This is a genomic window from Streptomyces sp. NPDC104309 (genome assembly GCF_055584025.1).
In genome coordinates, this window is the sequence record NZ_JBVJMV010000033.1 from 43135 (window position 1) to 67590 (window position 24456).

General features: G+C 69.7%; 22 protein-coding genes and 1 pseudogene. 18 read left to right on the forward strand and 5 right to left on the reverse strand.

The features are described 5' to 3' along the window. The first annotated feature begins 287 nt into the window (after positions 1 to 287). Both ACZ68L_RS33950 and ACZ68L_RS33955 read left to right on the forward strand, forming a co-directional pair. Complete coding sequence (locus ACZ68L_RS33950) at positions 288 to 1373, forward strand: TauD/TfdA family dioxygenase (protein ID WP_469584902.1); 1086 nt, start codon at positions 288 to 290, stop codon at positions 1371 to 1373. 32 nt (positions 1374 to 1405) lie between these two features. Then, positions 1406 to 2911 (forward strand): long-chain-fatty-acid--CoA ligase, encoded by a 1506-nt coding sequence (locus ACZ68L_RS33955; protein ID WP_469584904.1) that lies wholly within the window; start codon positions 1406 to 1408, stop codon positions 2909 to 2911. Here ACZ68L_RS33955 and ACZ68L_RS33960 read toward each other — a convergent pair. After that, on the reverse strand, positions 2803 to 3111 hold the full coding sequence (locus tag ACZ68L_RS33960; protein ID WP_469584907.1) for a helix-turn-helix domain-containing protein: 309 nt from the start codon (positions 3109 to 3111) through the stop codon (positions 2803 to 2805). The two genes, ACZ68L_RS33955 and ACZ68L_RS33960, sit on opposite strands and share 109 nt — an antisense overlap. Positions 3112 to 3268: 157 nt before the next feature. Between ACZ68L_RS33960 and ACZ68L_RS33965 the strand changes: the two genes are divergently transcribed. Next, complete coding sequence (locus ACZ68L_RS33965; protein ID WP_469584910.1) at positions 3269 to 3400, forward strand: hypothetical protein; 132 nt, start codon at positions 3269 to 3271, stop codon at positions 3398 to 3400. Then, entirely contained in the window at positions 3400 to 3996 is a 597-nt protein-coding gene (locus ACZ68L_RS33970; protein WP_469584913.1) for an IS3 family transposase, read from the forward strand. Before ACZ68L_RS33965 ends, ACZ68L_RS33970 begins: the two co-directional genes overlap by 1 nt. Before the next feature lie 182 nt (positions 3997 to 4178). Here ACZ68L_RS33970 and ACZ68L_RS33975 read toward each other — a convergent pair. Beyond that, positions 4179 to 4472 (reverse strand): annotated as a pseudogene (locus tag ACZ68L_RS33975) (transposase); the annotation flags it as partial. A gap of 315 nt (positions 4473 to 4787) precedes the next feature. Between ACZ68L_RS33975 and ACZ68L_RS33980 the strand changes: the two are divergent. The 7 genes from ACZ68L_RS33980 to ACZ68L_RS34010 all read left to right on the forward strand — a co-directional run bounded on the left by ACZ68L_RS33980 (position 4788) and on the right by ACZ68L_RS34010 (position 14567). After that, on the forward strand, positions 4788 to 6251 hold the full coding sequence (locus ACZ68L_RS33980) for a xanthine dehydrogenase small subunit (RefSeq protein WP_469584916.1): 1464 nt from the start codon (positions 4788 to 4790) through the stop codon (positions 6249 to 6251). Next, positions 6248 to 8632, forward strand: coding sequence for a xanthine dehydrogenase molybdopterin binding subunit (xdhB, locus tag ACZ68L_RS33985; RefSeq protein ID WP_469584918.1), 2385 nt, complete (start codon positions 6248 to 6250; stop codon positions 8630 to 8632). The genes ACZ68L_RS33980 and xdhB overlap by 4 nt, the downstream gene beginning before the upstream one ends. 1 nt (position 8633) lies before the next feature. Beyond that, positions 8634 to 9494 (forward strand): xanthine dehydrogenase accessory protein XdhC, encoded by an 861-nt coding sequence (gene xdhC, locus ACZ68L_RS33990; protein ID WP_469585014.1) that lies wholly within the window; start codon positions 8634 to 8636, stop codon positions 9492 to 9494. An 8-nt stretch (positions 9495 to 9502) separates the two neighbouring features. Next, positions 9503 to 9718 (forward strand): transposase, encoded by a 216-nt coding sequence (locus ACZ68L_RS33995; protein WP_469584922.1) that lies wholly within the window; start codon positions 9503 to 9505, stop codon positions 9716 to 9718. Between the two features lie 883 nt (positions 9719 to 10601). Continuing rightward, on the forward strand, positions 10602 to 11078 hold the full coding sequence (locus ACZ68L_RS34000) for a DUF6643 family protein (protein WP_469584926.1): 477 nt from the start codon (positions 10602 to 10604) through the stop codon (positions 11076 to 11078). A 304-nt stretch (positions 11079 to 11382) separates the two neighbouring features. Beyond that, positions 11383 to 11991, forward strand: a complete 609-nt coding sequence (locus tag ACZ68L_RS34005) for an Rv1733c family protein (RefSeq protein WP_469584929.1) — start codon at positions 11383 to 11385, stop codon at positions 11989 to 11991. 149 nt (positions 11992 to 12140) lie between these two features. Then, complete coding sequence (locus ACZ68L_RS34010; protein WP_469584931.1) at positions 12141 to 14567, forward strand: right-handed parallel beta-helix repeat-containing protein; 2427 nt, start codon at positions 12141 to 12143, stop codon at positions 14565 to 14567. Here the strand turns inward: ACZ68L_RS34010 and ACZ68L_RS34015 are convergent. Further along, a complete protein-coding gene (locus tag ACZ68L_RS34015; protein ID WP_469584933.1) occupies positions 14537 to 16936 on the reverse strand; it encodes a hypothetical protein in 2400 nt (799 codons plus the stop codon). The two genes, ACZ68L_RS34010 and ACZ68L_RS34015, sit on opposite strands and share 31 nt — an antisense overlap. A 188-nt stretch (positions 16937 to 17124) precedes the next feature. On the opposite strand from ACZ68L_RS34015, the gene ACZ68L_RS34020 reads away from it, so the two are divergent. The 3 genes from ACZ68L_RS34020 to ACZ68L_RS34030 all read left to right on the forward strand — a co-directional run bounded on the left by ACZ68L_RS34020 (position 17125) and on the right by ACZ68L_RS34030 (position 20061). Continuing rightward, entirely contained in the window at positions 17125 to 17961 is an 837-nt protein-coding gene (locus ACZ68L_RS34020) for a DeoR/GlpR family DNA-binding transcription regulator (RefSeq protein WP_469584935.1), read from the forward strand. Between the two features lie 65 nt (positions 17962 to 18026). Then, a complete protein-coding gene (locus ACZ68L_RS34025; protein WP_469584938.1) occupies positions 18027 to 18479 on the forward strand; it encodes an SRPBCC family protein in 453 nt (150 codons plus the stop codon). Between the two features lie 85 nt (positions 18480 to 18564). Next, positions 18565 to 20061, forward strand: a complete 1497-nt coding sequence (locus ACZ68L_RS34030; protein WP_469584941.1) for an SDR family oxidoreductase — start codon at positions 18565 to 18567, stop codon at positions 20059 to 20061. 31 nt (positions 20062 to 20092) lie between these two features. Here the strand turns inward: ACZ68L_RS34030 and ACZ68L_RS34035 are convergent, their stop codons facing one another. Beyond that, positions 20093 to 20848: a transposase gene (locus tag ACZ68L_RS34035; protein WP_469584944.1), complete on the reverse strand. Its 756-nt coding sequence runs from the start codon at positions 20846 to 20848 to the stop codon at positions 20093 to 20095. Between the two features lie 183 nt (positions 20849 to 21031). On the opposite strand from ACZ68L_RS34035, the gene ACZ68L_RS34040 reads away from it, so the two are divergent. Then, positions 21032 to 21331: a MarR family winged helix-turn-helix transcriptional regulator gene (locus ACZ68L_RS34040; RefSeq protein WP_469584947.1), complete on the forward strand. Its 300-nt coding sequence runs from the start codon at positions 21032 to 21034 to the stop codon at positions 21329 to 21331. A 192-nt stretch (positions 21332 to 21523) separates the two neighbouring features. Beyond that, positions 21524 to 22003, forward strand: coding sequence for an SRPBCC family protein (locus tag ACZ68L_RS34045; protein ID WP_469584950.1), 480 nt, complete (start codon positions 21524 to 21526; stop codon positions 22001 to 22003). Between the two features lie 36 nt (positions 22004 to 22039). Here the strand turns inward: ACZ68L_RS34045 and cds1 are convergent, their stop codons facing one another. Further along, complete coding sequence (gene cds1 / locus ACZ68L_RS34050; protein ID WP_469584953.1) at positions 22040 to 23173, reverse strand: L-cysteine desulfhydrase Cds1; 1134 nt, start codon at positions 23171 to 23173, stop codon at positions 22040 to 22042. A 206-nt stretch (positions 23174 to 23379) separates the two neighbouring features. Here cds1 and ACZ68L_RS34055 point away from each other — a divergent pair, with 206 nt between their 5' ends. Together ACZ68L_RS34055 and ACZ68L_RS34060 are read left to right on the forward strand one after the other, a co-directional pair. Continuing rightward, positions 23380 to 23697, forward strand: a complete 318-nt coding sequence (locus ACZ68L_RS34055) for a hypothetical protein (protein ID WP_469584955.1) — start codon at positions 23380 to 23382, stop codon at positions 23695 to 23697. Between the two features lie 192 nt (positions 23698 to 23889). After that, on the forward strand, positions 23890 to 24411 hold the full coding sequence (locus tag ACZ68L_RS34060; protein ID WP_469584957.1) for an ATP-binding protein: 522 nt from the start codon (positions 23890 to 23892) through the stop codon (positions 24409 to 24411). The last annotated feature ends 45 nt before the right edge of the window (positions 24412 to 24456 follow it).

Genomic DNA, 24456 nt, shown 5'->3' on the forward strand with positions numbered 1-24456 from the left:
CATAGCGTTGCACCACTGCGGTTGGGTCCTCCGCCTGGATACGGCGACCCGGCCGATCGGTGACCGAGCGGAGAACACCATCACGAACAAGTTCAAGTGCTGACCGGCCCTGAAAAAGCGGTCTGGAATCTCCTGCGGATCAATTGATTCGGGGCGGTGACACGCACCGAATCCGCCAGAAATATTCCACAGGGAAAGGAGGGCGGTGATATGCGCGATTTCTGTTCCAGCCGGCAATGAGCTGCACACGAGCCCGAAGAGAGATGTACGACCTGAGGGAGGTCACCATGACGAGCGTGATCAATGTGCCGCGTCGGCCCGGTACCGGGCCGGCCGTGTGGGCGGGTCCGGACCTGGCGGACTCCGAGGAATGGGTCATGCAGCTCTCACCGGCGCAGATCGACGAACTCGAGGCGGCCCTGCACGCGGTGCGCGCACGGGGCCTTCCGCTGTTGAAGATGACCGCCGGCGACTTTCCACTGCCGACCCTGGCCGGCGAACTGGAACGCATCGCCGGCGTACTGGAGAACGGACGCGGATTCGTGCTCGTCAAACGCATTCCGGTCGAGCGGTACAGCCAGGCGGCCGCGAGCACCATTTTCTGGGGATTGGGCCGGCACCTGGGTCTTCCGGTATCGCAGAACGCATCGGGCCATATGCTCGGCCACGCCCGGGATACCGGCCGTAGTCTTTGCGACCCGGGAACGCGCGGATATCAAACCAGAGCGAGGTTGCCGTTCCACACCGACGGATCCGATGTCCTTGGGCTGCTGTGCCTGAAAGCGGCCCGCTCTGGCGCACGGACCGCCGTCGTCAGCTCGGCAGCGGTCTACAACGCCGTCCTGGCACGGCGACCGGATCTGCTCGAGCGACTGCACCGTACATACTTCCTCGACCTGCGGGAGGAGCAGGCCCCCGGCGAATGCCCGTACGCCGCGGTCCCGCTCGTGTCCTGGAACGGGGGCAAGCTCAGCATGCGCTACAACCGCTGTTACCTCGAATCCGCACAGCGCTTTCCTGACGTTCCCCACTTGGAGCCGACGGACGTGGAACTGTTCGACCTCGTCGACGCATTGGCAGGGTCACCGGAGCTCCGGCTCGAAGTCGACTTCGAGACCGGCGACCTACTCTTCCTCAACAACCATACGGTTCTTCATTCCCGCACGGAGTACGAGGACTTCGCCGAGCCCGAACTGAAACGCCACGTCCTGCGGCTGTGGCTGGCCGTGCGGCAGGGACGCAGCCTGCCGCCCGACGTGTGGGGAGATCCGCACAGCACCGGCGGCGGTCCCGATCTCGGTGGGATTGCCCCTCGCGACGTGATCGCGACACAGAACTCCGTGGGCCTCGGCGGCTGCCGGCACCAACGGTGATCGCCACCAACCCGGACGGAAGAGGAAAACGCATGAACAACCTTGCCACACTCCTGGCCGAATCCACCCGGGCCGACGGCGACCGCGTCGCCGTTCGCCAGGATGAGATTGCCCTCACCTATGCCCAACTCAGCCGCCGGAGCGCCCGGTTCGCCGGACTGCTGCGGACCAGGGGCGTGCGGCCGGGTGATCGCGTCGCACTGGTCATGCCCAACATCACCTGTTTCCCGGTCGCGTACTACGGCATCCTCCACTGCGGTGGCGTGGTGGTACCGATGAATCCGCTGTTGAAGGCCCGTGAAATAGCCTTCGCTCTCCAGGATTCCGGATCGCGGATCGTGGTGACATTCCCGCCTTGCGCGGACGAGGTCGCCAGGGCTGCGGCAGAGGTCGGGGCCGACTGCCTGGTCATCGACTCGACGGCGTTCGACACCCCGGTGCGGGCCGCCGAACCGATGCCCCGGGTCGCCGACCGGGCGGACGACGACACTGCCGTGATTCTCTACACATCGGGCACGACGGGAACCCCGAAGGGCTCCGAGCTGACCCACCGCAACCTGATGACCAACGCCGCCACCGCGGCCGAGACACTGCTCCACGTCGGGCCGGGCGACGTACTGTTCGGGGGCCTGCCGCTGTTCCACGCCTTTGGGCAGACCTGCGCTCTCAACACTGCCGTCGCCGCGGGCGCCACTCTGGTCCTGCTGCCGCGGTTCGAGCCGGCCAAGGCTCTGGAGATCATGCATCGCGACGGGGCCACCATCTTCCTGGGCGTGCCCACGATGTACACCGCCCTGCTCCACACCGGGATCCCCGACGGCTACGACCTCTCACGACTCCGCCTGGCCGTTTCCGGCGGTGCGTCCTTGCCGGTCGAGGTACTGCACGACTTCGAACGGGCATTCGGCGTCACGGTGCTGGAGGGCTATGGACTGTCGGAAACGTCGCCCGTCGCGTCGTTCAACCCCTCGGACAGGCCGCGCAAGGCCGGTTCGATCGGTCTCCCGATCCATGGGGTCGAGTTCAAGATCGTGGCGGACGACGGCACCTCGGTGGGCCCGGGTGAGGTGGGTGAGATCGCGATCCGCGGCGACAACGTGATGAAGGGCTACTGGAATCGTCCGGATGCGACCGCTGATGCCATCCGGGACGGATGGTTCCACAGCGGCGATCTGGCCCGTGTCGACAAGGACGGCTACTACTTCATCGTCGACCGGAAGAAGGACCTCATCATCCGCGGCGGATACAACGTCTACCCACGTGAGATCGAGGAGGTGCTCTACGAACACCCGGCCGTCGCCGAGGCCGCAGTGGTCGGCGTGCCGCACGAGACCTACGGAGAGGAGATAGCCGCCGTCGTGACACTCCGGGACGGTGCACAGACCACGGCCGATGAGATACGCGACCATGTCAAACAGCGGGTGGCGGCCTACAAGTATCCGCGGATCCTCACATTCACCGACGCACTCCCCAAGGGGGGAACCGGCAAAATCCTCAAGCGTGAGATCGTCGTCAAGCAGAGGGCTTCCACGGACTGAACCGATCTGATTCGACGGCGGCAACCGCAGGAAGACGCTGCGTGCACAGCGGCGTGCGCAGCGCGGTGGGGCTTCTGGTCGACGGTCTGCAGGGAACCGGGGTGTGCGGATCGGCACAGGTACTTGCCCACCCCCTGCTCGGTCAGCCGCACCCGGTACAGCTTCGCGATCAGCTCACCGACCTGCCCACGCGTCCACAACTGTCGGAAAGCTCCGGCTCGCGGTCGCGCGGTACCGGTCGCGGCCCGAAGCGGCGATCAGATCGGTCGCCGCTGATCTGAGGGTCAACTCGGAGACGCTGCGGAACGGGATCCGGGCGGCCGGAGCAAGCCGGCCCCGGGGGGGCGCCGGGCGGAGGTGCCGGCGGAGCCGCCCACGCCGCTGGAGGCGGAGAATGCCGCCCTGCGGAAGAAGGTCCGCGAGCTGGAGGAGGAGCGCGAGATCCCGCGGAAGGCGGCGAAGTGTTTCGCCGGGGAGGCGGGCTGGTGATGAACCGCTTCCAGTTCGTCGCCAACCACCAGCGCCGCTACGGCGTGAAGCTGCTGTGCAGCATCCTCGGCATCGCCCGCTCCAACTTCTCCTACTGGCGCCGGACGACCGCGAACCGAGCCGCCCGGCAGGCGGCCGACGCCGGGCTCGCCGCCCGGATACGCGCCGCGCACCGCGAATCGGACGGCACCTACGGCGTCCCGAGGATCACCGCCGAACTCCGCGAGCCCATCAACCACAAGCGGATCGCGCACGTGATGCGGAGCATCGGTCTGCCAGGAGTGCGGCTGCGTCGCAGGCACCGCACCACTGTCGCGGCGAAAGCCCCCGACTTGAACGGCCGCAACGTCACCACGAACGATCCGAACACGAAGTACGTCGGCAACATCACCTATCTCCCTGTAGCGAACGGGAAGTTGCTCTCTCTGGCCACCGTCATCGACCTCTCCTCGCGCCGCCTGGCCGGCTGGGCCCTTGCCGATCACGTGCGCACCTGGCTTGTCATCGACGCGTTGGCCGTCGCCGAGCGATGCCGCGGCAGCCTCGCCGGGGTGGTCATACACACCGGCCATGACGCCCAGGGTGGATTCAACTGATCGTCGCAACACCTCGTAGTCGGAGGTGGAGTGATGGGTGCTGGTCCGCTACAGCGCAGGGTTCGTGAGCACCGGGGGCAGCTGCCGTCGCCGGGTCGGCCGACGGTCGCGTGGCGTGAGGATCGCGTCCGGTTTTGGGCTTTGGGCACGGCCGGCACGTAACCGATTCCGGTCTCCTCCAGCATCCGGCGGAAGCGCCATTCCTGCCGGTAAAGGCTGTCGGCCGCCACCGATGCGACCGGTAATCGTGAGGCGGAAGCGCGGGCCGCCATGGCATTTGCCAACTCTCCCTTGGCGGCAATCGCACGCCCGTCGGGGATCTTCGCCGCACGGCACCGCTGTCGGTTCTCGGTCCAGGATTCGGCAAATGCAACTGGTATCCGCACGTCGGCTTGACCGATGGACCTGCGACAAAGTAGCTTCGAGCGCACCGACTCGTGAGTTGCTGGAAGGGGGCGAAGTCGGATGTCGACCATCTCCGACCTGCATCGCCTCGCTCACCAGACCGCCTGGGTGCCGGGTCGTGTAGCACACGGCTGCTGAGCAGCCTCCTTCTTGTAGTACACGGCTGCCGAGCGGCCCCTTTCACGTTGCACACGGCTGCCGAGCGGCCCCCTTCCCGGCGTGCCCGATTGCGGCCCCGGCACCTTCCGATATCCGTCACCGCCCCCGGCACGTCGTCGCGTGCTGATTTGCGCTCCGGGTTTTCAAGCCGCGCCACCGAAATAGAAAGCTCCTAAAATGGCGACTAGGACAATCAGATCGACCGCGCACCGAAATGAGAATGTGCCATGGTAGCGGCACGGATCACGGTCAACGGGAAAGAAACACCGATTTCACCGGCTGCGCCCCACAGCACGGTGCTGGATTTTCTGCGCGAGCGCGGCCTCACCGGCGCCAAGGAGGGCTGCGCCGAGGGTGAATGCGGCGCCTGTTCGGTCCTGGTAGCCCGTCCCGGGGTGAACAAGCCCACCGACTGGGTGGCGGTCAACGCCTGCCTGGTCCCGGTCGCGGCGCTCGACGGTCAGGAGATCATCACCTCCGAAGGTCTCGCCACCGTCGGCGAACCCGGCACGCCGCCCACGCTGCACCCGGTGCAGGAGGAGATGGCCGTCCGCGGCGGCTCCCAATGCGGTTACTGCACACCGGGATTCATCTGCAGCATGGCCGCCGAGTACTACCGACCCAACCGCTGCGCGCACGCGGACTCGGCCGACAGCACCGACTCCGAGCACGGTCCGAACGGTTTCGATCTGCACTCGCTGAGCGGAAACCTGTGCCGCTGCACCGGCTATCGCCCGATTCGCGATGCCGCGTTCGCCGTCGGTACGCCCACCGAGGACGACCCCCTGGCGCAGCGTCGCGAGCAGTCCCCGCCCGAACCGGTTGCCACCGAATACACCCAGGACGACAGCGCGTTCCTGCGGCCGAGCACCCTGGACGAAGCACTGCAGCTGCTGCGCGAACGGCCCTACGCGGTGGTGGTCGCCGGAAGCACCGACTGGGGCGTGGAGGTGAATATCCGTTCCCGCCGGGCGAATTGCGTGGTCGCCATCGACCGGCTGCCCGAATTGCGCGAGCTGCGAGTCGAATCCGACTACATCGAGATCGGGGCGGCGCAGACGCTCACCGAGATCGAACGCCGCCTCGACGGCAGCGTCCCGCTGCTGGCAGAGCTGTTCCCGCAGTTCGCATCCCGGCTCATCCGCAACAGTGCGACCATCGGCGGCAACCTGGGTACCGGCTCCCCCATCGGTGACAGCCCACCGGCGCTGCTCGCGCTTGAGGCGTCGGTGGTGCTCGCCGACGCCGACGGTGAGCGCGAGGTCCCGCTGGCGGACTACTTCACCGGCTACCGGCAGAGCGTGCGCCGTCCCGGCGAGCTGATCCGCGCAGTGCGCATCCCGCTGCCGCTGACGCCGGTCACGGCCTTCCACAAGATCGCCAAGCGGCGCTTTGACGATATCTCCAGCGTGGCGATCGCTTTTGCGCTCGACATCGAGGACGGGATCGTCCGCAAGGCACGCATCGGCCTGGGCGGCGTGGCCGCCACCCCGATCCGCGCCCTTGCCACCGAGGCGGCCCTGGAGGGCAAGCCGTGGGCGGCGGAGACCGTCGGGGCCGCGGCCCAGGTGCTGCAGGCCCAGGGCACGCCGATGAACGATCACCGCGCCAGCGCCGAATACCGCGCCGCGATGCTCGGCCAGAGCCTGCTGAAGCTGTACGCGCAAACCACCGAGGCGGTGTCGTCATGAGCCATTTGTCCGAGCGTCCCGAAAAACCCGTCGTCGGCGTTTCGATGCCGCACGAGAGCGCCGACCTGCACGTCACCGGCACCGCGCTCTACACCGACGACCTGGTCCATCGCACCAAGGACGTGCTGCACGCCTACCCGGTCCAGGTCATGAAGGCCCACGGCAGGATCACCGCGCTGCGCACCGCGCCCGCGCTCGCCGTGCCCGGTGTGGTCCGCGTGCTGACCGTTGCCGACGTGCCCGGCGTCAACGATGCTGGCATGAAGCACGACGAACCGCTGTTCCCCGACGAGGTCATGTTCCACGGCCACGCGGTCGCCTGGGTGCTCGCCGAAACCTTGGAGGCGGCCCGGCTCGGTGCGGCGGCCGTCGAGGTGGAACTCGACGAACAGCCTTCCCTGATCACGCTGCAGGACGCGATCGCGGCCAACAGCTTTCACGGTGCCCGGCCCGTGATGCTGACCGGCGACGTCGACGCCGGCTTCGCCGACTCCGCGCACGTGTTCACCGGCGAGTTCCAGTTCTCCGATCAGGAACACTTCTACCTTGAGACCCACGCCGCGCTGGCCCTTGTCGACGAGAACGGACAGGTGTTCATCCAGAGCAGCACCCAGCACCCCTCGGAGACCCAGGAAATCGTCGCGCACGTGCTCGGCCTGCACAGCCACGAGGTGACCGTGCAGTGTCTGCGCATGGGTGGCGGCTTCGGCGGCAAGGAGATGCAGCCGCACGGGTTCGCGGCCATCGCCGCGCTCGGTGCCAAGCTGACCGGCCGGCCGGTCCGGGTCCGGCTCAACCGGACCCAGGACCTGACCATGTCCGGCAAGCGTCACGGGTTCCACACCGAGTGGAAGATCGGCTTCGACGCCGACGGCCGCATCCAGGCCCTGGACGCCACCTTGACCGCGGACGGTGGCTGGAGCCTGGACCTGTCCGAGCCGGTGGTGGCCCGCGCGCTGTGCCACATCGACAACACCTACTGGATTCCCCACGCACGCGTCGCCGGCCGCATCGCCAAGACCAACAAGGTCTCCAACACCGCCTTCCGCGGCTTCGGCGGACCGCAGGGCATGCTGGTGGTCGAGGACATCATGGGCCGGTGCGCGCCGCTGCTCGGCCTGGATCCAATGGAGTTGCGGGAGCGCAACTTCTACCGACAGGGCCAGTCGACGCCGTACGGACAGCCGGTCGCTCACCCCGAACGGATCTCCACCATCTGGCAGCAGGTTCAGGACGACGCCGGCATCGCCGATCGCAAGCGTGAGATCGCGACCTTCAATGCCGCGCACCCGAACACCAAGCGGGCGCTGGCGATCACCGGCATCAAGTTCGGAATCTCGTTCAACCTCACCGCCTTCAACCAGGGCGGCGCGCTGGTGCTGATCTACAAGGACGGCTCGGTCCTGATCAACCACGGCGGCACCGAGATGGGGCAGGGCCTGCACACCAAGATGCTGCAGGTGGCCGCGACCACGCTGGGCATCCCGCTGCACAAGGTGCGGCTGGCCCCGACGCGAACCGACAAGGTTCCCAACACCTCTGCCACCGCCGCCAGTTCCGGAGCAGATCTCAACGGTGCGGCGGTGAAGAACGCCTGCGAGCAGTTGCGCGAGCGGCTGCTGCAGGTGGCCGGCACCCAGCTGGGTACGAACGCCTCGGACGTGTACATCGTCGAGGGCATCGCGCGCGCCCTCGGCAGCGACAAGGAACTGGCCTGGGACGACCTGGTGCGCACCGCGTACTTCCAGCGGGTTCAGCTGTCGGCTGCCGGTTTCTACCGGACCGAGGGTCTGCACTGGGACGCGAAGACGTTCAGGGGCTCACCGTTCAAGTACTTCGCCTACGGCGCCGCCGCAACCGAGGTGGAGGTGGACGGCTTCACCGGCGCGTACCGCATCCGGCGTGTGGACATCGTGCACGATGTCGGCGACAGCCTGTCCCCGTTGATCGACATCGGTCAGGTCGAGGGCGGTTTCGTGCAGGGCGCGGGCTGGCTGACGCTCGAGGAGCTGCGCTGGGACAACGGTGACGGGCCGAACCGGGGCCGGCTGCTGACCCAGGCCGCGAGTACCTACAAGCTGCCGAGCTTCTCGGAGATGCCCGAGGAGTTCAACGTCACGCTGCTGGAGAACGCCACCGAGGAGGGCGCGGTCTACGGGTCCAAGGCGGTGGGTGAGCCTCCGCTGATGCTGGCGTTCTCGGTGCGCGAAGCGTTGCGGCAGGCCGCCGCAGCATTCGGGCCCGCAGGAGTCAGCGTGGAACTCGCCTCCCCCGCGACGCCCGAGGCGGTGTACTGGGCAATCGAAGTAGCCCGCAGGGGCGACGTGGAGCGCAACGGCAGCGAGATCCCCACCGACGCAAGCGCTTTGAGTCATGCCTGACATGACCTGGGTCGCCGCGGTCGCGCGGTTGCGAGCACGCCGGGAACCCGGCGTGCTCGTGACCGTCGCGACCGTGCGCGGCCACGCACCCCGCCGGGCCGGTGCCAAACTCGTTGTGGGCCGGACCGAAACGTGGGGCTCGATCGGCGGCGGCAACATCGAGGCCGTCGCGATCGATCGGGCCCGCGAGCTGATCGGCACGCCCGATCCGGAGTCGGAGCTGATGGAGTTCGCCCTCAACGACAAGGTAACCAGCCGACACGGCGTCCAATGCTGCGGCGGAACCGTCAGCGTACTGCTCGAACCGCTGCCGGTAGTCCAGGCGGTGGCGATCTTCGGCGTCGGGCACGTCGGGCTGGAGCTGGCACGCATCCTGGCCCGCCACGACCTCGATCTGCACCTGATCGATACCCGCCCCGACATGCTCACCGACGAACGGCTCGGCGTGCTCGCTGATGCAGTGGCGCAGATCCACGTGCACCACACACCGCTGCTTCCGGAGGAGGTGCTCACGGAGCTGTCACCCGGCACCCACATCCTGATCATGACCCATGATCACGCCGAGGACGCCGCACTGTGCGACGCCGCCTTGCGCACCGCCGATCTCGGCTCGATCGGATTGATCGGCTCGGCCGCCAAATGGGCGCGGTTCCGGCAACGCCTGGCCACCGAGGGCGGCCACGACGCCGCCACCATCGGCCGGATCAAGACCCCGATCGGAATTACCGAGATCACTGGCAAGGAACCCGCCACGATCGCGGTGAGCGTCGCGGCAGACCTGCTCCGGACCTTCGAACAGGACCGCCACTGGGCGGTGCTGAACGCGGCTACCGCAGTCCACGTACGCTCCAGTAGCCAATAGCGCGCGAATTGGCACAGACCAGGCACGGTCGGCTGGCACGGTACGCCAGCGCCGCCGGTCGGATCAGAGATTCCCAGGTCGGGGTCTGCCTCGCCGACGCTACCTGCCGCGGGCATGCGGCCATCGACCGGGAGCTGTACCTGCCGCACAGTTGGACAGACGACGCCAACCGCTGCCGATCAGCCCGCCTGGAGGAGCCGCCGGCGTTCGCGACCAAGCCGTAGCCGGCCACGGCGGTGATCGAACGCTTCCTAACTGCCGTGGACCAGGCGCCCTGGTTGGCCGCCGACGAGGTCTACGGATCCAACCCGAAGCTCCGGGCGAGCCTGGAAAGCCACGGTATGGGCCACCTACGTCTGCTTGGACGGCCTCCCCATCGGCCGAAAGGCTCTCCCAGCAATGCGAGTCACGCAATCCGGCGGACGGAGCCTGCGGCCTCCTGTCGCGCGCCGCACGCATCCCACTTCGGCCAAGCGCTATCCACGTGCACAGTGGCAGCCCGACTTGAAGCAGCCTGGCTGCCGCTGCGTCCTATCCGAAGACCTTGATGTTGTTCCATTTCAATGTCAGGAGCACTGACCAAATCGCCCGGCACCTCTTCCGTTCGGTGACCAGGTTCTGGGCGCAGCATCGGTGGGTGGTACGGAGCCGGTCGAGGAAGGTGCGTACGTCCTCGACCCTGACTCGGGGACCTTCTTGGCGCCGAGGTCGGAGATGGGGTGGAGACGGACGCAGGCGGCGTAGCGGGGGTGGATGTTCTCCCGAAACCGGTGGGCGGCGACGCCGAGCCGACGGGCCCAGTAGTCTCCGCGCGTGCTCGGCGACCCGGCAGGCAGCGGTTGCCGATGGCGATCTCCTGATGGTCGTAAGGTTCCAGGAGCTCGGGGTCGAGGCCCTCCGTCCTGGCGAGTGCCGCGCGGGGGTCGGCCTTTGTAGCCCATCCGCCACTTCTCGTTAACCATGGGGCCCTACAACGGAAAAGCCCCCCGCCGTTAACGGAAGCTCTAACGATTTTTTGGCATGTCAGGCGGACAGAACAAGCGTAAAACGGATGACCCCAAGATTGGGACTCCCCAACCAGCACATCGTGGGCTTAACTTAGGTGTCATGACCTCCCCTCGCTCCACCTACGGCGGCGGCTACTACGCCGCCCCGTCGTTCCCCGACACTCCGATCTACGACTCCCTGGTCGCGGAGCGGGGCACCCCTCAGATCGCTCCGATCCGAGTGCCTGCCGCCTATGACACCGGCAACAGCTATCTGCCGGCTCTCCCGGCGGCACTGCCGGCTCTTCCCGCGGCCCCTTCCCAGCCCAACCCCTCGTACGGCTACCCGCAGCAGCCTGCGCAGCAGGGTTACGCGCCGATGCAGCCCGCACAGCTGCAGCACGCCCCGGCCCCGTACATCCCGCAGCAGCCGACCGCGGCCCGCGGCGGGTACCAGGCGCCGCATCCGCCGCAGCAGCAGCGGCCAGCGCCCGGCACCGGGTACGAGGCGATGCGTCCGGCGTCACCGCGGCCCGCCCCGGCCCCCTCTCCTTACGAGGACCCGTACAACCGCCCGTACCAGGGCCGGGGGTACTGAGCCGGTCATCACCGACGGTCGCGTCGAGGTCGTCGTCGAGCCATGGGGACTCGCCGACGACCTCGATGTGCCCGCACCGGGCCGAACGGCCCTCCCAGGGTCTTTCGTTTGGATCAAGCCGGATCCGAACGAGAGGCCCCAGCCGCGCGCACACCTCGGACGGACCGTCAGCCCCGACGGTCGACGGGGAACTCACTGGGGTGGTCCGTGCGTTGGGCGGGGTGACGTTGCTCTCTCTTCGCCGCTTCAGCGCGCGAAGCGTGCCGTATCGGGTTAAGACGGATACGGAAGGGGGTGCGGGACTGTGCGAGCGGTTACGGGAGTGTGGCGCTGGCGGCGCAATCCTCTGCGCCGCGCCACCGACCGGCACGAGGCGTGGGCGGCTCTTGTCGCGCTGCTGCTGATGGTGCTGGCGGCGCCGGCGCTGGGCTGGTTGTGCGGAGCGCTCACCGACGACGCCTTGCAGGAATCGGTGCGCGCCCAGCGGGCACAGCGTCGCACCACGACCGCGGTCGTGGTGCGACGGGCACCGGACGCGCCGCGTTTCGTCACCGATCCCGAGGTGTCCTCGGAGCACGCCCCGCAGACCCTGGTGGTGGCGCGCTGGAAGGCCCCGGACGGCACGGACCGCCACGGTACGGTGAGCACGCACTCCCGGAAGACCGGCCCCGGTGCCGTCGTGGAGATCTGGACCGACCTGGACGGCCACCCCGCTCTGCGCCCCATGGACGCGCCCACGGCTCGAACGCATGCGGCGCTGGCCGGGTTCGGGGCGATGCTGCTCGCCGTCGGGCTGGTCGAGGGAGGCCGGCGTCTGCTCGTCTGGCGCATGGTGCAAAAGCGGTACAGCCGGATCGACCGGGCCTGGGCAGCTGCCGGTCCCGACTGGGGCAGAACCGGGACCGGCAGCTGATCAGCTGCCGATCGGGTCAACTCCCGCCCGCCGCGCGCGCTACGGTGGACCGGCCCGCCCCTTCCTCGGCGGGCGGGCCGGGGTTCGCCGCTGCCGGAAGGCCGGTGACCGGGCATCACACACGCACGAGGCGGGGGCACAACAGCGCCATGGCACAGGGCACGGTCCAGGTGACGCACACCGGCACATCGCGGTGGCGGCGCCGCACAGGCGAATACGCCTCCCTCACCGCAGCCCTGGAGGCCGCAGCGGACGGTGACGTCCTCACCGTCGCGCCGGGCACCTACCGGGAGAATCTGGTCCTGCACCGCGCGGTGACCCTGCGTGGCCCCGAGGGTTCGGTCGGCTCCGTTCGGATCGCGCCGGTCGACGGCGTACCGTTGACCGTCCGCGCCTCCGCGGTCGTCTCGGACCTGCATGTGGAGGGTCAGGACTCGACCGCTCCGGCGCTGCTCGTCGAGGACGGCGCCCCGGAACTCGCGGATCTGCGGATCGTCACGCGTTCGGCCGCCGGGATCGAGGTGCGCGGTGCGGCCCGGCCGACCGTGCGCCGCTGCACGGTCGACAACCCTGCCGGGGCCGGCATCGCCGTACTCGACGGTGCGGGCGGGGTGTTCGAGCAGTGCGAGGTCGTCTCGGCCGGCCAGGCCGGGGTCTCGGTGCGCGACGGTGCGCATCCGCGGCTGGAGCGGTGCCGGGTCCACCACGCGTCGGGGGCGGGGCTGAGCATCACCGGCGAGGGCAGCGGTCTGGAGGCCGTCGGCTGCGAGGTCTACGAGATCAAGGGCAGCGGAATACAGGTGACCGCCCGCGCGGCCGCCCACCTCACCGACTGCACGGTGCACCGCACTTCGGCGGACGGGGTCACTCTCGACACCGACGCCGTACTGACGCTCGCCGACTGCGACATCCACGACATCCCGGAGAACGCGGTGGACCTGCGTTCCCGTTCGGTCCTCACCCTCACCCGCTCCACGGTCCGCCGGTTCGGCCGCAACGGACTTTCCGTCTGGGATCCCGGCACCCGTGTCGACGCCAACCAGTGCGAGATCCACGACAGCACGGGCGACTACCCGGCGGTCTGGGTGAGCGACGGGGCGACCGTGATACTGGACTCCTGCCGGGTCCATGACGTACCGGACGCGATCTTCGTGCTCGACCGGGGATCGCGCGCCGACGTGGTGGACAGCGATCTCTCCCAGATCCGCAACACCGCGGTGTCGGTGAGCGACGGGGCGACCGCCCAGCTCGACGACTGCCGCATCCGCGAGGCGTCCACCGGCGCCTGGTTCCGTGATCACGGCAGTGGCGGCACGCTGAACAACTGCACCGTCGACGCGGCACAGACCGGAGTGATCGTCACCAAGGGCGCCGATCCGACGATCGAGCGCTGCACGGTCACCTCGCCCGCCGAGGCCGGTTTCTACGTCTCCGCCGAGGGCCGCGGCACCTTCCACAGCTGCCGGGTCACCGGCAGCGAGGGCTACGGCTTCCATGTGATGGACGGCTGCCGTACGACGCTGACCCGCTGCCGCACCGAGCGGTGCGCCCGTGGTGGCTACGAGTTCGCCGAGGGCGGCGACGGTCAGGGATCGGGGCCCGTCGTGGAGGACTGCACGAGCGACGAGAGCGCGCTGCGTGCCCCCGCTGCACCCGCCCCCACCGTGCTGACGGCGACCCAGTCGGCCCCCGGGCTGCTCGGCGCGGTCCCCGGGCCGCGCGCCGTCGAGCCCTCCCCCGCCGCGGTGCCCGCCGCCGAGCCGGTACGTGCCTCGGACGCCGTCCTCGGGGAGCTGGACGCGCTGGTGGGCCTGGACAGCGTCAAACAGGAGGTGCGTGCCCTCACCGACATGATCGAGGTCGGTCGCCGGCGTCAGGAGGCGGGGCTCAAGGCCGCGTCGGTCCGGCGCCATCTCGTCTTCACCGGCTCCCCCGGCACCGGCAAGACCACCGTGGCCCGGCTGTACGGCGAGATCCTCGCCTCGCTCGGGGTGCTGGAGCGAGGCCATCTCATCGAGGTGTCCCGCGTCGATCTGGTCGGTGAGCACATCGGCTCGACCGCCATCCGCACCCAGGATGCCTTCGACCGGGCGCGCGGCGGGGTGTTGTTCGTCGACGAGGCGTACGCCCTGTCGCCCGAGGACTCCGGCCGGGACTTCGGCCGGGAGGCGATCGACACGCTCGTGAAGCTGATGGAGGACCACCGCGACGCGGTGGTCGTCATCGTCGCCGGGTACACCCATGAGATGGAGCGGTTCCTCACTGTCAATCCCGGTGTGGCGTCACGCTTCTCACGGACCATCACCTTCAGCGACTACGAGCCCGCCGAGCTGCTGCGGATCATCGAGCAGCAGGCCGACGAGCACGAGTACAGCCTGGCCTCCGGGACCGGGGAGGCGCTGCTGAAGTACTTCACCGAACTGCCCAAGGGCCCGGCGTTCGGCAACGGCCGCACGGCCCGGCAGACCTTCGAGTCGATGGTGGAGCGGCACGCGGGCCGGGTCGCCCAGCTCGCCGAGCCGAGCACGGACGACCTCAGCCTGCTCTACCCGGAGGATCTGCCGGAGCTCCCCTGAGACCGTGGGGCCTTCGGGGCCTGTGCCCCGTCGGCCTGGCGGGGCAGGACCGGGGCGAGCCGGTCCAGCAGCGCTGCGCGTTCCTCCGCGAAGACCGGGTCGGCCTGATAGTCCGAGTGCCCCAGGACGGGTTCGGGCAGTGGGTGTTCGGGGGTCCGGCCGTAGACCAGCGGATCCTTCAGCGGCCCCCGGTCCACCTCGGGCCCCGGTCCCTCATCGAGCCTGACCATGCCACCGATCGGGTCGGTGGCCCGCCACAGGTTGCGCCAGCAGTGCACGGACCGGTGGAGCCCGTGCAGCGGTACGGGGCCGAAGTAGGCCGGGAACCAGCGCCCGTACAACCGCTCGATCGGCGAGCCGTAGGTGAGCAGCGCGACCCGGCTACGGGTCTCGGCGGGCAGTTGCCAGACGGCGGAGGCCGCGAGGACGCTGCCCTGGGAGTGGCCGGAGATGACGAGCCGGCCACCGGTCAGCCCGGTCCAGCCGGACATCCGTGACGCCAGATCCGGGACGGCGCGCTCGGCGTAGCAGGGCGGAGCGAAGGGGTGCGCGGCGCGCGGCCAGAACGTGCCGACGTCCCAGAGGATGCCGATGGTGCGCCGCGCGGAGGCGTCGCGGTAGGCGCGCCGCCCCCAGGTGACGAAGAGTATGAATCCGAATCCGATCACCCAGGAGCCGGTGGACTGGGCCGCTTCGGCCACGGCCTCGGCGAACGGGCCGCTGCCCTTGAGCGCCAGACCGGGCACCTCACCGCTCTCCCAGGCCCCGCCGACCGCCGCCGCGCCGAGCAGCAGCGTGGCTCCGGAGACCGGGCCGAGGATCCAGGGCGCGGAGTCGGTCAGGGCCGCCGTGGCCCGGATCCGGGCGATCTGCCGGGTCCGGGCGGGGTCGGGCCGCTCCTGCCCGTACTCCCGGTCGACGTCGGGTTCCAGGGCGCGGGCGGCGAGCCAGGTGCGTAGCAGCAGCAGGAGGGTGGGAATCACCAGGAGCGCCAGGAGCACGGGAATGACCGAGGCCTGCCAACTGAGCAGCACCGGTGGCCCCTCGATGACGGAGCCCCTGCCCATGCCCGGGGTGCCGGATCCGTCGAGCCAGTCGGCGACGCGCTGGGCGATCCCGCCGGTCATGACGCCGCCGAGAGCGCACGCGAGCATGGCGACGACCGGTCCGCCGAGTCCGTACATGACGGTGCGGGGTTCGGGGGTGCGGCGGTACAGGCTCAGTGAGACCACCGCGAGGACGACGACGAGAATTCCTTGACCGAGGGTGACGACGCTGAAGGCGACGTCACCCGGCAGGGCGCCCGCCGACACCCAGGCGGGACGGGACCAGGACGCGTACACCGCGGCGAGGACGAGCAGCGCGAGCGCGGCGCCGGGCAGATAGGTGATGAGTGCCTGGTCGAGCCGGTTGTCGAGACGCCGTTCGCTCCGGCCGCGGCGGCAGACGACCCAGAGGACCACGAGCGCGCCCAGGACCAGTGCCGCCTCGATCAGCCGGCCGAGCATCCCGGGCACGGGGCTGCTGACGGCGCGGTCGTGGCGGGCCGCGGCGCCCGCGACCGACGCGGCGACGGTCAGGAATCCGGCGGCGGTGTGGGCGGCGCGCAGCCGGGCGACCAGACGGCGGCCGTACCAGAATCCGGGCCTGCCGAGGGCCGGCCGCCCGCCGGGGACGGTGCCGGACGTGCTCAGGTCGTGTCCGGTCTCCGGGTCGACGTCGTCCGGTTCGGACCCGGTGAGCGGGCGCTGTGACTCGTACGCGCTCCAGGTCCGGTTCGACAGGAACCAGAGCAGCCCCACCACCGCCGTGGGCATCAGCGAGGCGAGGGCGAGCCGTCGGCCCGGCTGGGACCACCAGCCGCCCTGCGCGGTCGACAGGAAGCCGAGCCAGGACCGCTGGTTCGAGCAGTCCGGCACGCCGGCGCACTGCCAGGCCGTCAGATCGAGTGCGACCTCGCAGGCCGCCCCGATCAGCAGGACCGTGAGGCTGAGCGCGAGGAGCCGGACGACGACGCCGTAGAGGCGTACCGCGCGGGTACGGGCGCGGGCGGTGGGGCGCATCCAGTGGGCGAGGTTGACGACCATGAACGGGAGCAGCAGCAGCCACAGGGCGCGGGAGCCGTTGCCGGAGGTGAGGTTGGACCAGCAGTAGGCCTCGGCGATGGGCCGGTCGCGGTACCGCTCCGAGTGCTGCTCGGCGTCCATGTCGTCGGCCCGCCGGTAGATGGCGGCGGTCGCGTCGCCGGTGACCCGGACCGTACGCGGATCGTCGAGCATCTCCTGGGGGGTGGCTCCGCCCACGCCGTGGACCAGCAGTTCCAGCGCGGGCCCCGGACTGCTCTGCGGGGCCTGGGTGGCAGGTGGCACTGGAGTGACTCGCTCTCTCGGTCGTGGGGGGTGTGCTGACGCACGGTCACCAGAATCGTGGAAGCGGGCCGGTGTACGCGCCGCTCTCACGGAATCTCCCCAGTGCGACGGCCGACGACACCGCGTGGCAGGATGACCCCGTCCGAAGAGAGACTGTCGCGCGGCCTGAGGGAAGGACCGGACCGGCGTTGAGCGAGAATCAGAACCTGCTCGCGGAGCAGCGGCGCGCCCTGATCCTCGACGAGGTGCGCAGGCGTGGCGGGGTGCGGGTCAATGAGCTGACCCGCAAGCTGAGCGTCTCCGACATGACCGTCCGCCGGGATCTGGACGCGCTGGCCCGCCAGGGTCTGATCGAAAAGGTCCACGGCGGGGCCGTTCCGGTGGTCGAGGCCAGTACGCACGAGCCCGGCTTCGAGGCCAAGTCGGCTCTGGAGCTGACCGCCAAGGAGGACATCGCGCGGGCAGCCGCGGCGATGGCCGTGCCCGGCAGCGCCATCGCGCTCTCCGGCGGTACGACGACGTACGCGCTCGCCCAACAGCTGCTGGACGTACCGGATCTGACCGTGGTGACCAACTCGGTGAGGGTCTCGGACGTGTTCCACTCCGCGCAGCGGTCCGGGACCGCGGGCGGGGTGCGGACCGGGGCCGCCACGGTGGTGCTCACCGGCGGGGTACGGACTCCGTCGGACTCGCTGGTCGGTCCGGTCGCCGATCAGGCGATCGCCTCGCTCCACTTCGATGTGCTGTTCCTCGGGGTGCACGGGATCTCGGTGGAGGCGGGTCTTTCGACGCCGAATCTGGCGGAGGCCGAGACCAACCGCCGTTTCGTCCAGTCCGCGCGTCGTGTGGTGGTGGTCGCCGACCACACCAAATGGGGAACGGTGGGCCTGAGTTCCTTCGCCACTCTGTCGCAGGTGGACACGTTCGTGACGGACGCGGGTCTGTCGGCCGCTGCCCGCGAGGAGATCGAGGAGCACCTGCCGGGCCTGCTCGTGACGGGCCGGATCGAGGACGGCGACTCCTGAGGCGCCGGGCGGTGTGTCGCTTCCGCTCCGCTCGGACCGGGCTGCGCACGGCCTAGGATCGTGCTGTGGCCGTCTTCCGGATCGAGCGCTTCACGCATCTGCCCACGGCCGAGGCCTGGCGCCGGGTGACGGACTGGGAACGGCACGCGGCGCACGTCCCGCTGACCACGATCACCGTCCGCACGGGGCCGCCGACCGGGACGGGGACCGTCTTCGTGGCGCGTACGGGTGTCGGTGCGCTGGGGTTCGACGATCCGATGGAAGTGGTGCGGTGGACGCCGCCCGCAGCCGGGCGGGCGGGGCTGTGCGGGCTGGCGAAGCGCGGTTCGCTGGTGCTGGGTCGGGCTTCGATCGACGTGTATCCGACGGACTTTGGGTCCCATGTGGTGTGGGTGGAGGAGCTGAGCGTCCGGCTGCTGCCGCGGTGGGTCGATCCGTTGATCGCCGCGGCGGGCCGCCGGGTCTTCGGCCGGGTGCTCGACGGCATGCTGGACCGTCCGGCCGGTCCGTGTCCGTAGCCCGGTGTGGTCGGGTGACCCGTATGCCGCCGTTCGGAGTGCTCCGCCGGGCCCCGAGCGGCGATCCGGTGGAAGACTCGGACGGATGAGCGAATCCTCCGGTGACATGCCGCTGCGTTGTCTGGTGACCGGTGCCTCCGGGTACATCGGCGGCAGGCTGGTGCCCGCACTCCTCGACGCCGGTCACCGGGTGCGCGCCCTGGCCAGGACCCCGCGGAAGCTGCGTGACCATCCATGGGCGGACAGGGTCGAGGTGGCCGAGGGGGATGTCTTCGACGCCGCTTCGGTGCGGGCGGCGATGCGGGACATGGACGTGGCGTACTACCTGGTGCACGCGCTCGGCTCCGGACCGGGGTTCGAGGAGAGGGACCGGGAGGCGGCCCGGATCTTCGGCGAGCAGGCGCGGGCCGCGGGGGTCGGCCGGATCGTGTACCTCGGGGGACTCGCCCCGGCCGGGGTGCCCGAGCGGGAACTGTCACCGCATCTGCGGTCGCGGGCCGAGGTGGGGCGCATTCTGCTGGATTCCGGGGTGCCGACGGCCGTACTGCGGGCCGCGGTCGTCATCGGATCGGGCTCGGCCTCGTTCGAGATTCTGCGCCATCTCACCGAACGGCTGCCGGTGATGATCACCCCGAGCTGGGTGCGCACGTCGATCCAGCCGATCGCGGTACGGGACGTCGTGCGGTATCTCGTCGGCTGCGCGCGCCTGCCGGCCGAGGTGAACCGCACGTTCGACATCGGCGGCCCGGACGTCATGACCTACCGGGACATGATGCGGCGGTACGCCGAGGTCGCCGGACTGACGCACCGGGTGATCCTCCCCGTACCGGTGCTCACGCCGGGACTCTCCAGTCTCTGGATCGGTCTGGTGACTCCGGTGCCGCCCTCCATCGCCCGGCCGCTCGCGGAGTCGCTGCGCCACGAGGTGGTCTGTCGCGAGCACGACATCGTCCGGTACGTACCCGATCCGCCCGGCGGACCCATCGGCTTCGAGCGGGCGCTGCGACTGGCGCTCCAACGGATCAAGGACGCCCGGGTCGACACCCGCTGGTCGTCCGCGGCGGTGCCCGGTGCGCCCAGTGACCCGTTGCCCACCGACCCCGACTGGTCCGGCGGCAGTCTCTACCGCGACGCACGGGAACTGACCGTGCCGGTGGCGCCGGAGGCGCTCTGGCGGGTGATCGAGGGCATCGGCGGCGAGAACGGCTGGTACTCCTTCCCGCTCGCCTGGGCCGTGCGGGGCTGGCTCGACCGAATCGTCGGCGGTGTCGGACTGCGGCGCGGGCGGCGGGACGCGCAGCGGCTGCGGGTGGGCGACTCCTTGGACTTCTGGCGCGTGGAGGAGATCGTTCCCGGTGAGCTGCTGCGGCTGCGCGCGGAGATGCGGCTGCCCGGTCCGGCGTGGCTCGAACTGTCGGTGGACCGGAACGAACAGGGACGGACGGTCTACCGGCAGCGGGCTCTGTTCCATCCTCGCGGATTGCTCGGCCACGCCTATTGGTGGAGCGTATGGCCGTTCCACTCGGTGGTGTTCGGCGGGATGGCCCGTAACATCACCGCGGCCGCGCGGGCGGTCCCTTAGTGGTCGGCTCCAGAAGTCCTTCGGGGGTTGATCACGGTGCCAGCGCAATGGAGGATTCTTCTGGTTGATCGGCGGTGCGCCAGTCGAGCCTGGCCAGCAGATCATCCAGGTCGGAGGTGGTGAACTTCCACTGGAACGCCTGTGCTGTGGCGTTGTAGCGGCCTTCGAAAGCTCGGAGCCGGCCCCGGACCTGGGTCAGGCCGGTGAAGTCGTTGGGCGAGACGACCTTGCGCTGCACGACGGAGAAGAAGATTTCTACCTGGTTCAACCAGGAGGCGTGCACCGGGGTGTGGCCCGGCACCGCGTTCGGGAACGCGGCGACAAGACGGTCCGCTGCGGCTTTGCCGCGGTGGGAGGAGCCGTTGTCCACGATCCAGAACACGCGCTTCGCGCTGGCGTAGGGTTCCTGGCTCATGACCTGGGTGGCCAGGTCCGTGAACGGGGCGATGCCGGTGGTCGGCTCGCAGCGGCCGAACACTGTGGCCTGGTGGACGTCGTAGGCGGCCAGGTAGGCCAGCGCGCCGCCGCGGCCGTAGGTGTGGTTCAGCCGCATCGTTCTGGCCTGTCCCGGTGCGAGGGTGGGGTGGCAGCGGCAGCGGGCTTGGATGGAGGTCTGCTCGTCCGCGCTGGTCACGTACTCGTCCGCGCCGAGCGGCTCGCCGTCCCAGGTGCGGGCGTACAGGTCCTGCACACGGGCGGCCTTGGGCCGGAAGTCGGGGTCGGTAATGAAGATCCAGGAGCGGTGCTGCCAGGGTTTGATCGCGTCCTGGTCGAGCCGGCGGCGCACGGTGGAGGCCGACAGGAAGGGCGCGATGCCGCGCTCGACGGCCTCGCGGGCCAGCTCCGGGCACGACCAGCGCGACAGCGGCGCGTCGGCCTCGCCGGGAAGCCGGCAGGCCAGCGCCTTGACCTGTGCTGCCTGCAGGGGCGTGATGTGGGCTGTCGACCTCGCAGCACGCCACCCCTGCTGATGGCCGAGGCACTGCCCGGGTTGTCGGCCTCGGACATCGCCCGGGAGGTGGCAAGTTCCCGACAGGCCGCCAACGAGATGCTCGGCGGTCTCGAGCTGGAGGGCCTGATCGAACGGTGCCCGAATCCGACCGATCGGCGCAGTCACCAGATCCATGTCACCGAGTCCGGACTGGCATGCCTGGCCGAGGCTCGCATCGCCGTCGCCCGCCGTGAAGCCGAACTGGAAGCCGCGTTCACACCGGAGCAGCGAGACGCGATCCGCGACTGGCTCGAAGGTGTCTCCGAAGCCTGCCGCTGAGCCTCTGGATCGCAATATGCTCCGGGCCCGCCGGATCGAGGGGCTCCGGAGTCAACCCCCGAAGGACATCTGGAGCCGACCACTTAGCGCCGGGCCGTCAGCGTAACTCCCCTTCTTGCGAGGACATCTGACGATACGCCAGCTATGGTGTGCGCCAACCGTCCGCCGCCGACCGCACGGGAGGTGCGATCCGTGTTCCGCCGACTCCGTTCCGTGGAACTCGACTTCGTCGAGTCCGCTCCACTGCGACTGGTCTTCGCCGCCGACGTTTCCGCGCCGCCGGAGGCGGTCTACCGTGCGCTCGCGGACGACGTGGCGGGCTGGCCGAGTTGGTTCACCTCGGTGACGGCGGCCCGGCCCACCCGGGAGGGCACGGGGCGCGAGGTCCGACTGAAGGGGGGCACGGTGCTGCGTGAGACGATCCTCGCGACGGAGCCGGGAGAGCGGTACGCCTACCGGGTCGACGAGTCCAACGCCCCTGGTCCGCGGGCGCTGTTGGAGGAGTGGCGGCTCAGCCCCGCCGGGACCGGGACGCGGGTGCGGTGGACGTTCGCCGCGGACGGTTCGGCGCTCTTCCGGTTCGCGCTGCGGCTGGGCCGGCCGGGGATGCGGCGGGCGTTCCGGGACGCGGTGCGCACGCTCGACGGGCGACTGACCGAGCCCGCGGCCTGAAAGCGGCCGCGGACCGCGCGGACTCCGCTCCTTCGGCTATCCGGGCCAGTCACCGCTGCGCAGGAAGGAGTCGATGGTCTCCGTGTACGGGGCGATGTCCAGGCCCTGTGCGGCGAGCCAGCTGTCGGAGTAGTACTTGTCGAGGTAGCGGTCACCGGGGTCGCAGATCAGGGTGACGATGCTGCCGGTGGCGCCCTGCCCGACCATTTCCGCGACCAGTTTGAACGCACTCCACAGCCCGGTGCCGGTGGAGCCGCCCGCCTTCCGGCCGATGGCCTTCTCCAGAGCGCGTACGGCGGCGACACTGGCCGCGTCCGGCACCTTCATCATCCGGTCGATGGCCCCGGGCACGAAGCTCGGCTCCATCCGGGGCCTGCCGATGCCCTCGATCCGGGAGCCGCAGTCGCTGGTGGCGAGGGGGTCGTGCTGGGTCCAGCCGTCGAAGAAACAGGAGTTCTCCGGGTCGGGCACACAGATCCTGGTGTCGAACTGCATGTAGTGCACATAGCGGGCGATGGTCGCCGAGGTGCCCCCGGTCCCGGCCGTGGCCACGATCCACGTCGGCTCCGGGTAACGCTCCAGTCTCAACTGCTGGTAGATCGACTCCGCGATGTTGTTGTTGCCGCGCCAGTCGGTGGCCCGTTCGGCGTAGGTGAACTGGTCCATGTAGTGGCCGCCGGTGTCGGCGGCCAGCGTGGCCGACTCCTCGTACAGCCTTCGCGAATCGTCGACGAAGTGGCAGCGGCCGCCGTGGAATTCGATCAGCCGGCATTTCTCGGGGCTGGTGGTGCGGGGCATCACCGCGATGAACGGCACACCGATCAGCTTGGCGAAGTACGCCTCCGAGACGGCCGTCGATCCGCTGGACGCCTCGATCACCGGCTTGCCGGGCCGGATCCAGCCGTTGCAGAGCCCGTAGAGGAAGAGCGAGCGGGCCAGCCGGTGCTTGAGGCTGCCGGTGGGGTGCGTCGACTCGTCCTTGAGGTAGAGGTCGATGCCCCATGCATCGGGAAGCGGGAATCGCAGCAGATGGGTGTCGGCGGAGCGGTTGGCGTCGGCCTGGACCTTGCGTACGGCCTCGTTGAGCCAGGCCCGGTACTCGGGGTCGGAACGGTCGACGTCGATGGTCGCCGCGGCCCGGCTGTCATCTCTGTGCTCACTGGTGCCCATCAGCGCATTCCTCCTGGTGTCACGGGACTCCGGCCGTCAACGATATTCCCCCTACCTGCAGAAACGTTCACTTTGATGTCCCATAGCCCCGCCTTGGCCCCGACGGACCGGGCGGCCGTGACTTTGCGCCGTGACGCGGCCTGGCGCGCCGCGCCCGGGTTGTGCAGACTGCCCATCAGAGACATGACGAAGGGGGCGAAGCGGCCATGCCGGAAACGGAGTTCAGCGCGACGGGGGTACGGATCGAGCGGTGGGCCCGCTCGCTCACCACGGCCGGGCAGGTGATCGTCAAGGACGGCAGGCTGGCCCTGCTGACCAGCTACGGACGGGAGATCGACAGCGCCCCGGTGGTGGCGGTCAGCGCGGGCAGGCCGTGGTTCGCCGGGGCCGGTGCGGCCGTGGCACGTCTCAACGGCACGCGGTACCGGCTGACGATGGGGCAGCGCAATCACGGTCCGGACACGGCGGGGCCCGCGCGCAGGCTCCTCGAAACGCTGCGACGTGCGGGCAGCCGGATGATCTGACGGAGCGGCGCCGCCGGCAGGGGGCGCCGCGAGTTGCGGACCCGTGACCCCTGAGCGACATTGGTCACACGTCACTCATGGTCTACCGGCGGTGACACTCGGATCCGCACCGTCGGACCGGAATCAGCAGCTGGATGTCTGCTGGATCCGTTCCTCCGTCTTCTTCCGGACCTATTTCGGGGAGTCGCAGCCGTGATCAGCGAGCCAAGCAGGCACTGCACGGTGGAGCTCCAGGCCCTGCCGTCGCGGATCGGTCAGGTCCGCAGAATCGTTTCGGCGCAGCTGCGCTACTGGCATCTCGATCCATTGATCGACCATGCAGCGCTCGGCGTCACCGAACTGCTGACCAACGTCCACCGGCATGCCCAGCCGGACAAGTCATGCACTGTCGAGATCGAGTTGCTGCTCGAACGGCTGACGGTGTCCGTCCATGATCACGACCCCCGGCTGCCGACCGTGCGCGAGGCCACCGCGTCCAGTACGTCGGGGCGCGGGCTCGCCCTGATCGCCGCGGTCAGCGAGAGCTGGGGGGTACGCCCGAGGGGCGGGGCCGGGAAGGTCGTCTGGTTCACGCTTCCGGCCCCTCCCCTGTTCGCCGCGCAGCCGTCCCACCCGGTGTACGGGGCGGCGACCGACGGGCCGTTCGAGCCGGACGCCGTCGTGTACCTGGAGAGCGTCACCCCGTCCGCCGCCCGGTCGTCGGTGGTCGGGTAGCGGAAGGAAGGAGGAGCGGGGCGCCGGCCGGCGCCCCGCTCCTCC

Excerpts from the sequence above, each read along its gene's own strand:
- ACZ68L_RS34010 (WP_469584931.1), top strand. The coding sequence starts at position 12,141 with ATGGCACAGGGCACGGTCCAGGTGACGCACACCGGCACATCGCGGTGG.
- ACZ68L_RS34040 (WP_469584947.1), top strand. The coding sequence starts at position 21,032 with ATGGCCGAGGCACTGCCCGGGTTGTCGGCCTCGGACATCGCCCGGGAG.
- xdhC (WP_469585014.1), top strand. The coding sequence starts at position 8,634 with ATGACCTGGGTCGCCGCGGTCGCGCGGTTGCGAGCACGCCGGGAACCC.
- ACZ68L_RS34055 (WP_469584955.1), top strand. The coding sequence starts at position 23,380 with ATGCCGGAAACGGAGTTCAGCGCGACGGGGGTACGGATCGAGCGGTGG.
- ACZ68L_RS33950 (WP_469584902.1), top strand. The coding sequence starts at position 288 with ATGACGAGCGTGATCAATGTGCCGCGTCGGCCCGGTACCGGGCCGGCC.
- ACZ68L_RS34030 (WP_469584941.1), top strand. The coding sequence starts at position 18,565 with ATGAGCGAATCCTCCGGTGACATGCCGCTGCGTTGTCTGGTGACCGGT.
- cds1 (WP_469584953.1), bottom strand. The coding sequence starts at position 23,173 with ATGGGCACCAGTGAGCACAGAGATGACAGCCGGGCCGCGGCGACCATC.
- ACZ68L_RS33970 (WP_469584913.1), top strand. The coding sequence starts at position 3,400 with ATGAACCGCTTCCAGTTCGTCGCCAACCACCAGCGCCGCTACGGCGTG.
- ACZ68L_RS33955 (WP_469584904.1), top strand. The coding sequence starts at position 1,406 with ATGAACAACCTTGCCACACTCCTGGCCGAATCCACCCGGGCCGACGGC.
- ACZ68L_RS34000 (WP_469584926.1), top strand. The coding sequence starts at position 10,602 with ATGACCTCCCCTCGCTCCACCTACGGCGGCGGCTACTACGCCGCCCCG.
- ACZ68L_RS33980 (WP_469584916.1), top strand. The coding sequence starts at position 4,788 with ATGGTAGCGGCACGGATCACGGTCAACGGGAAAGAAACACCGATTTCA.
- xdhB (WP_469584918.1), top strand. The coding sequence starts at position 6,248 with ATGAGCCATTTGTCCGAGCGTCCCGAAAAACCCGTCGTCGGCGTTTCG.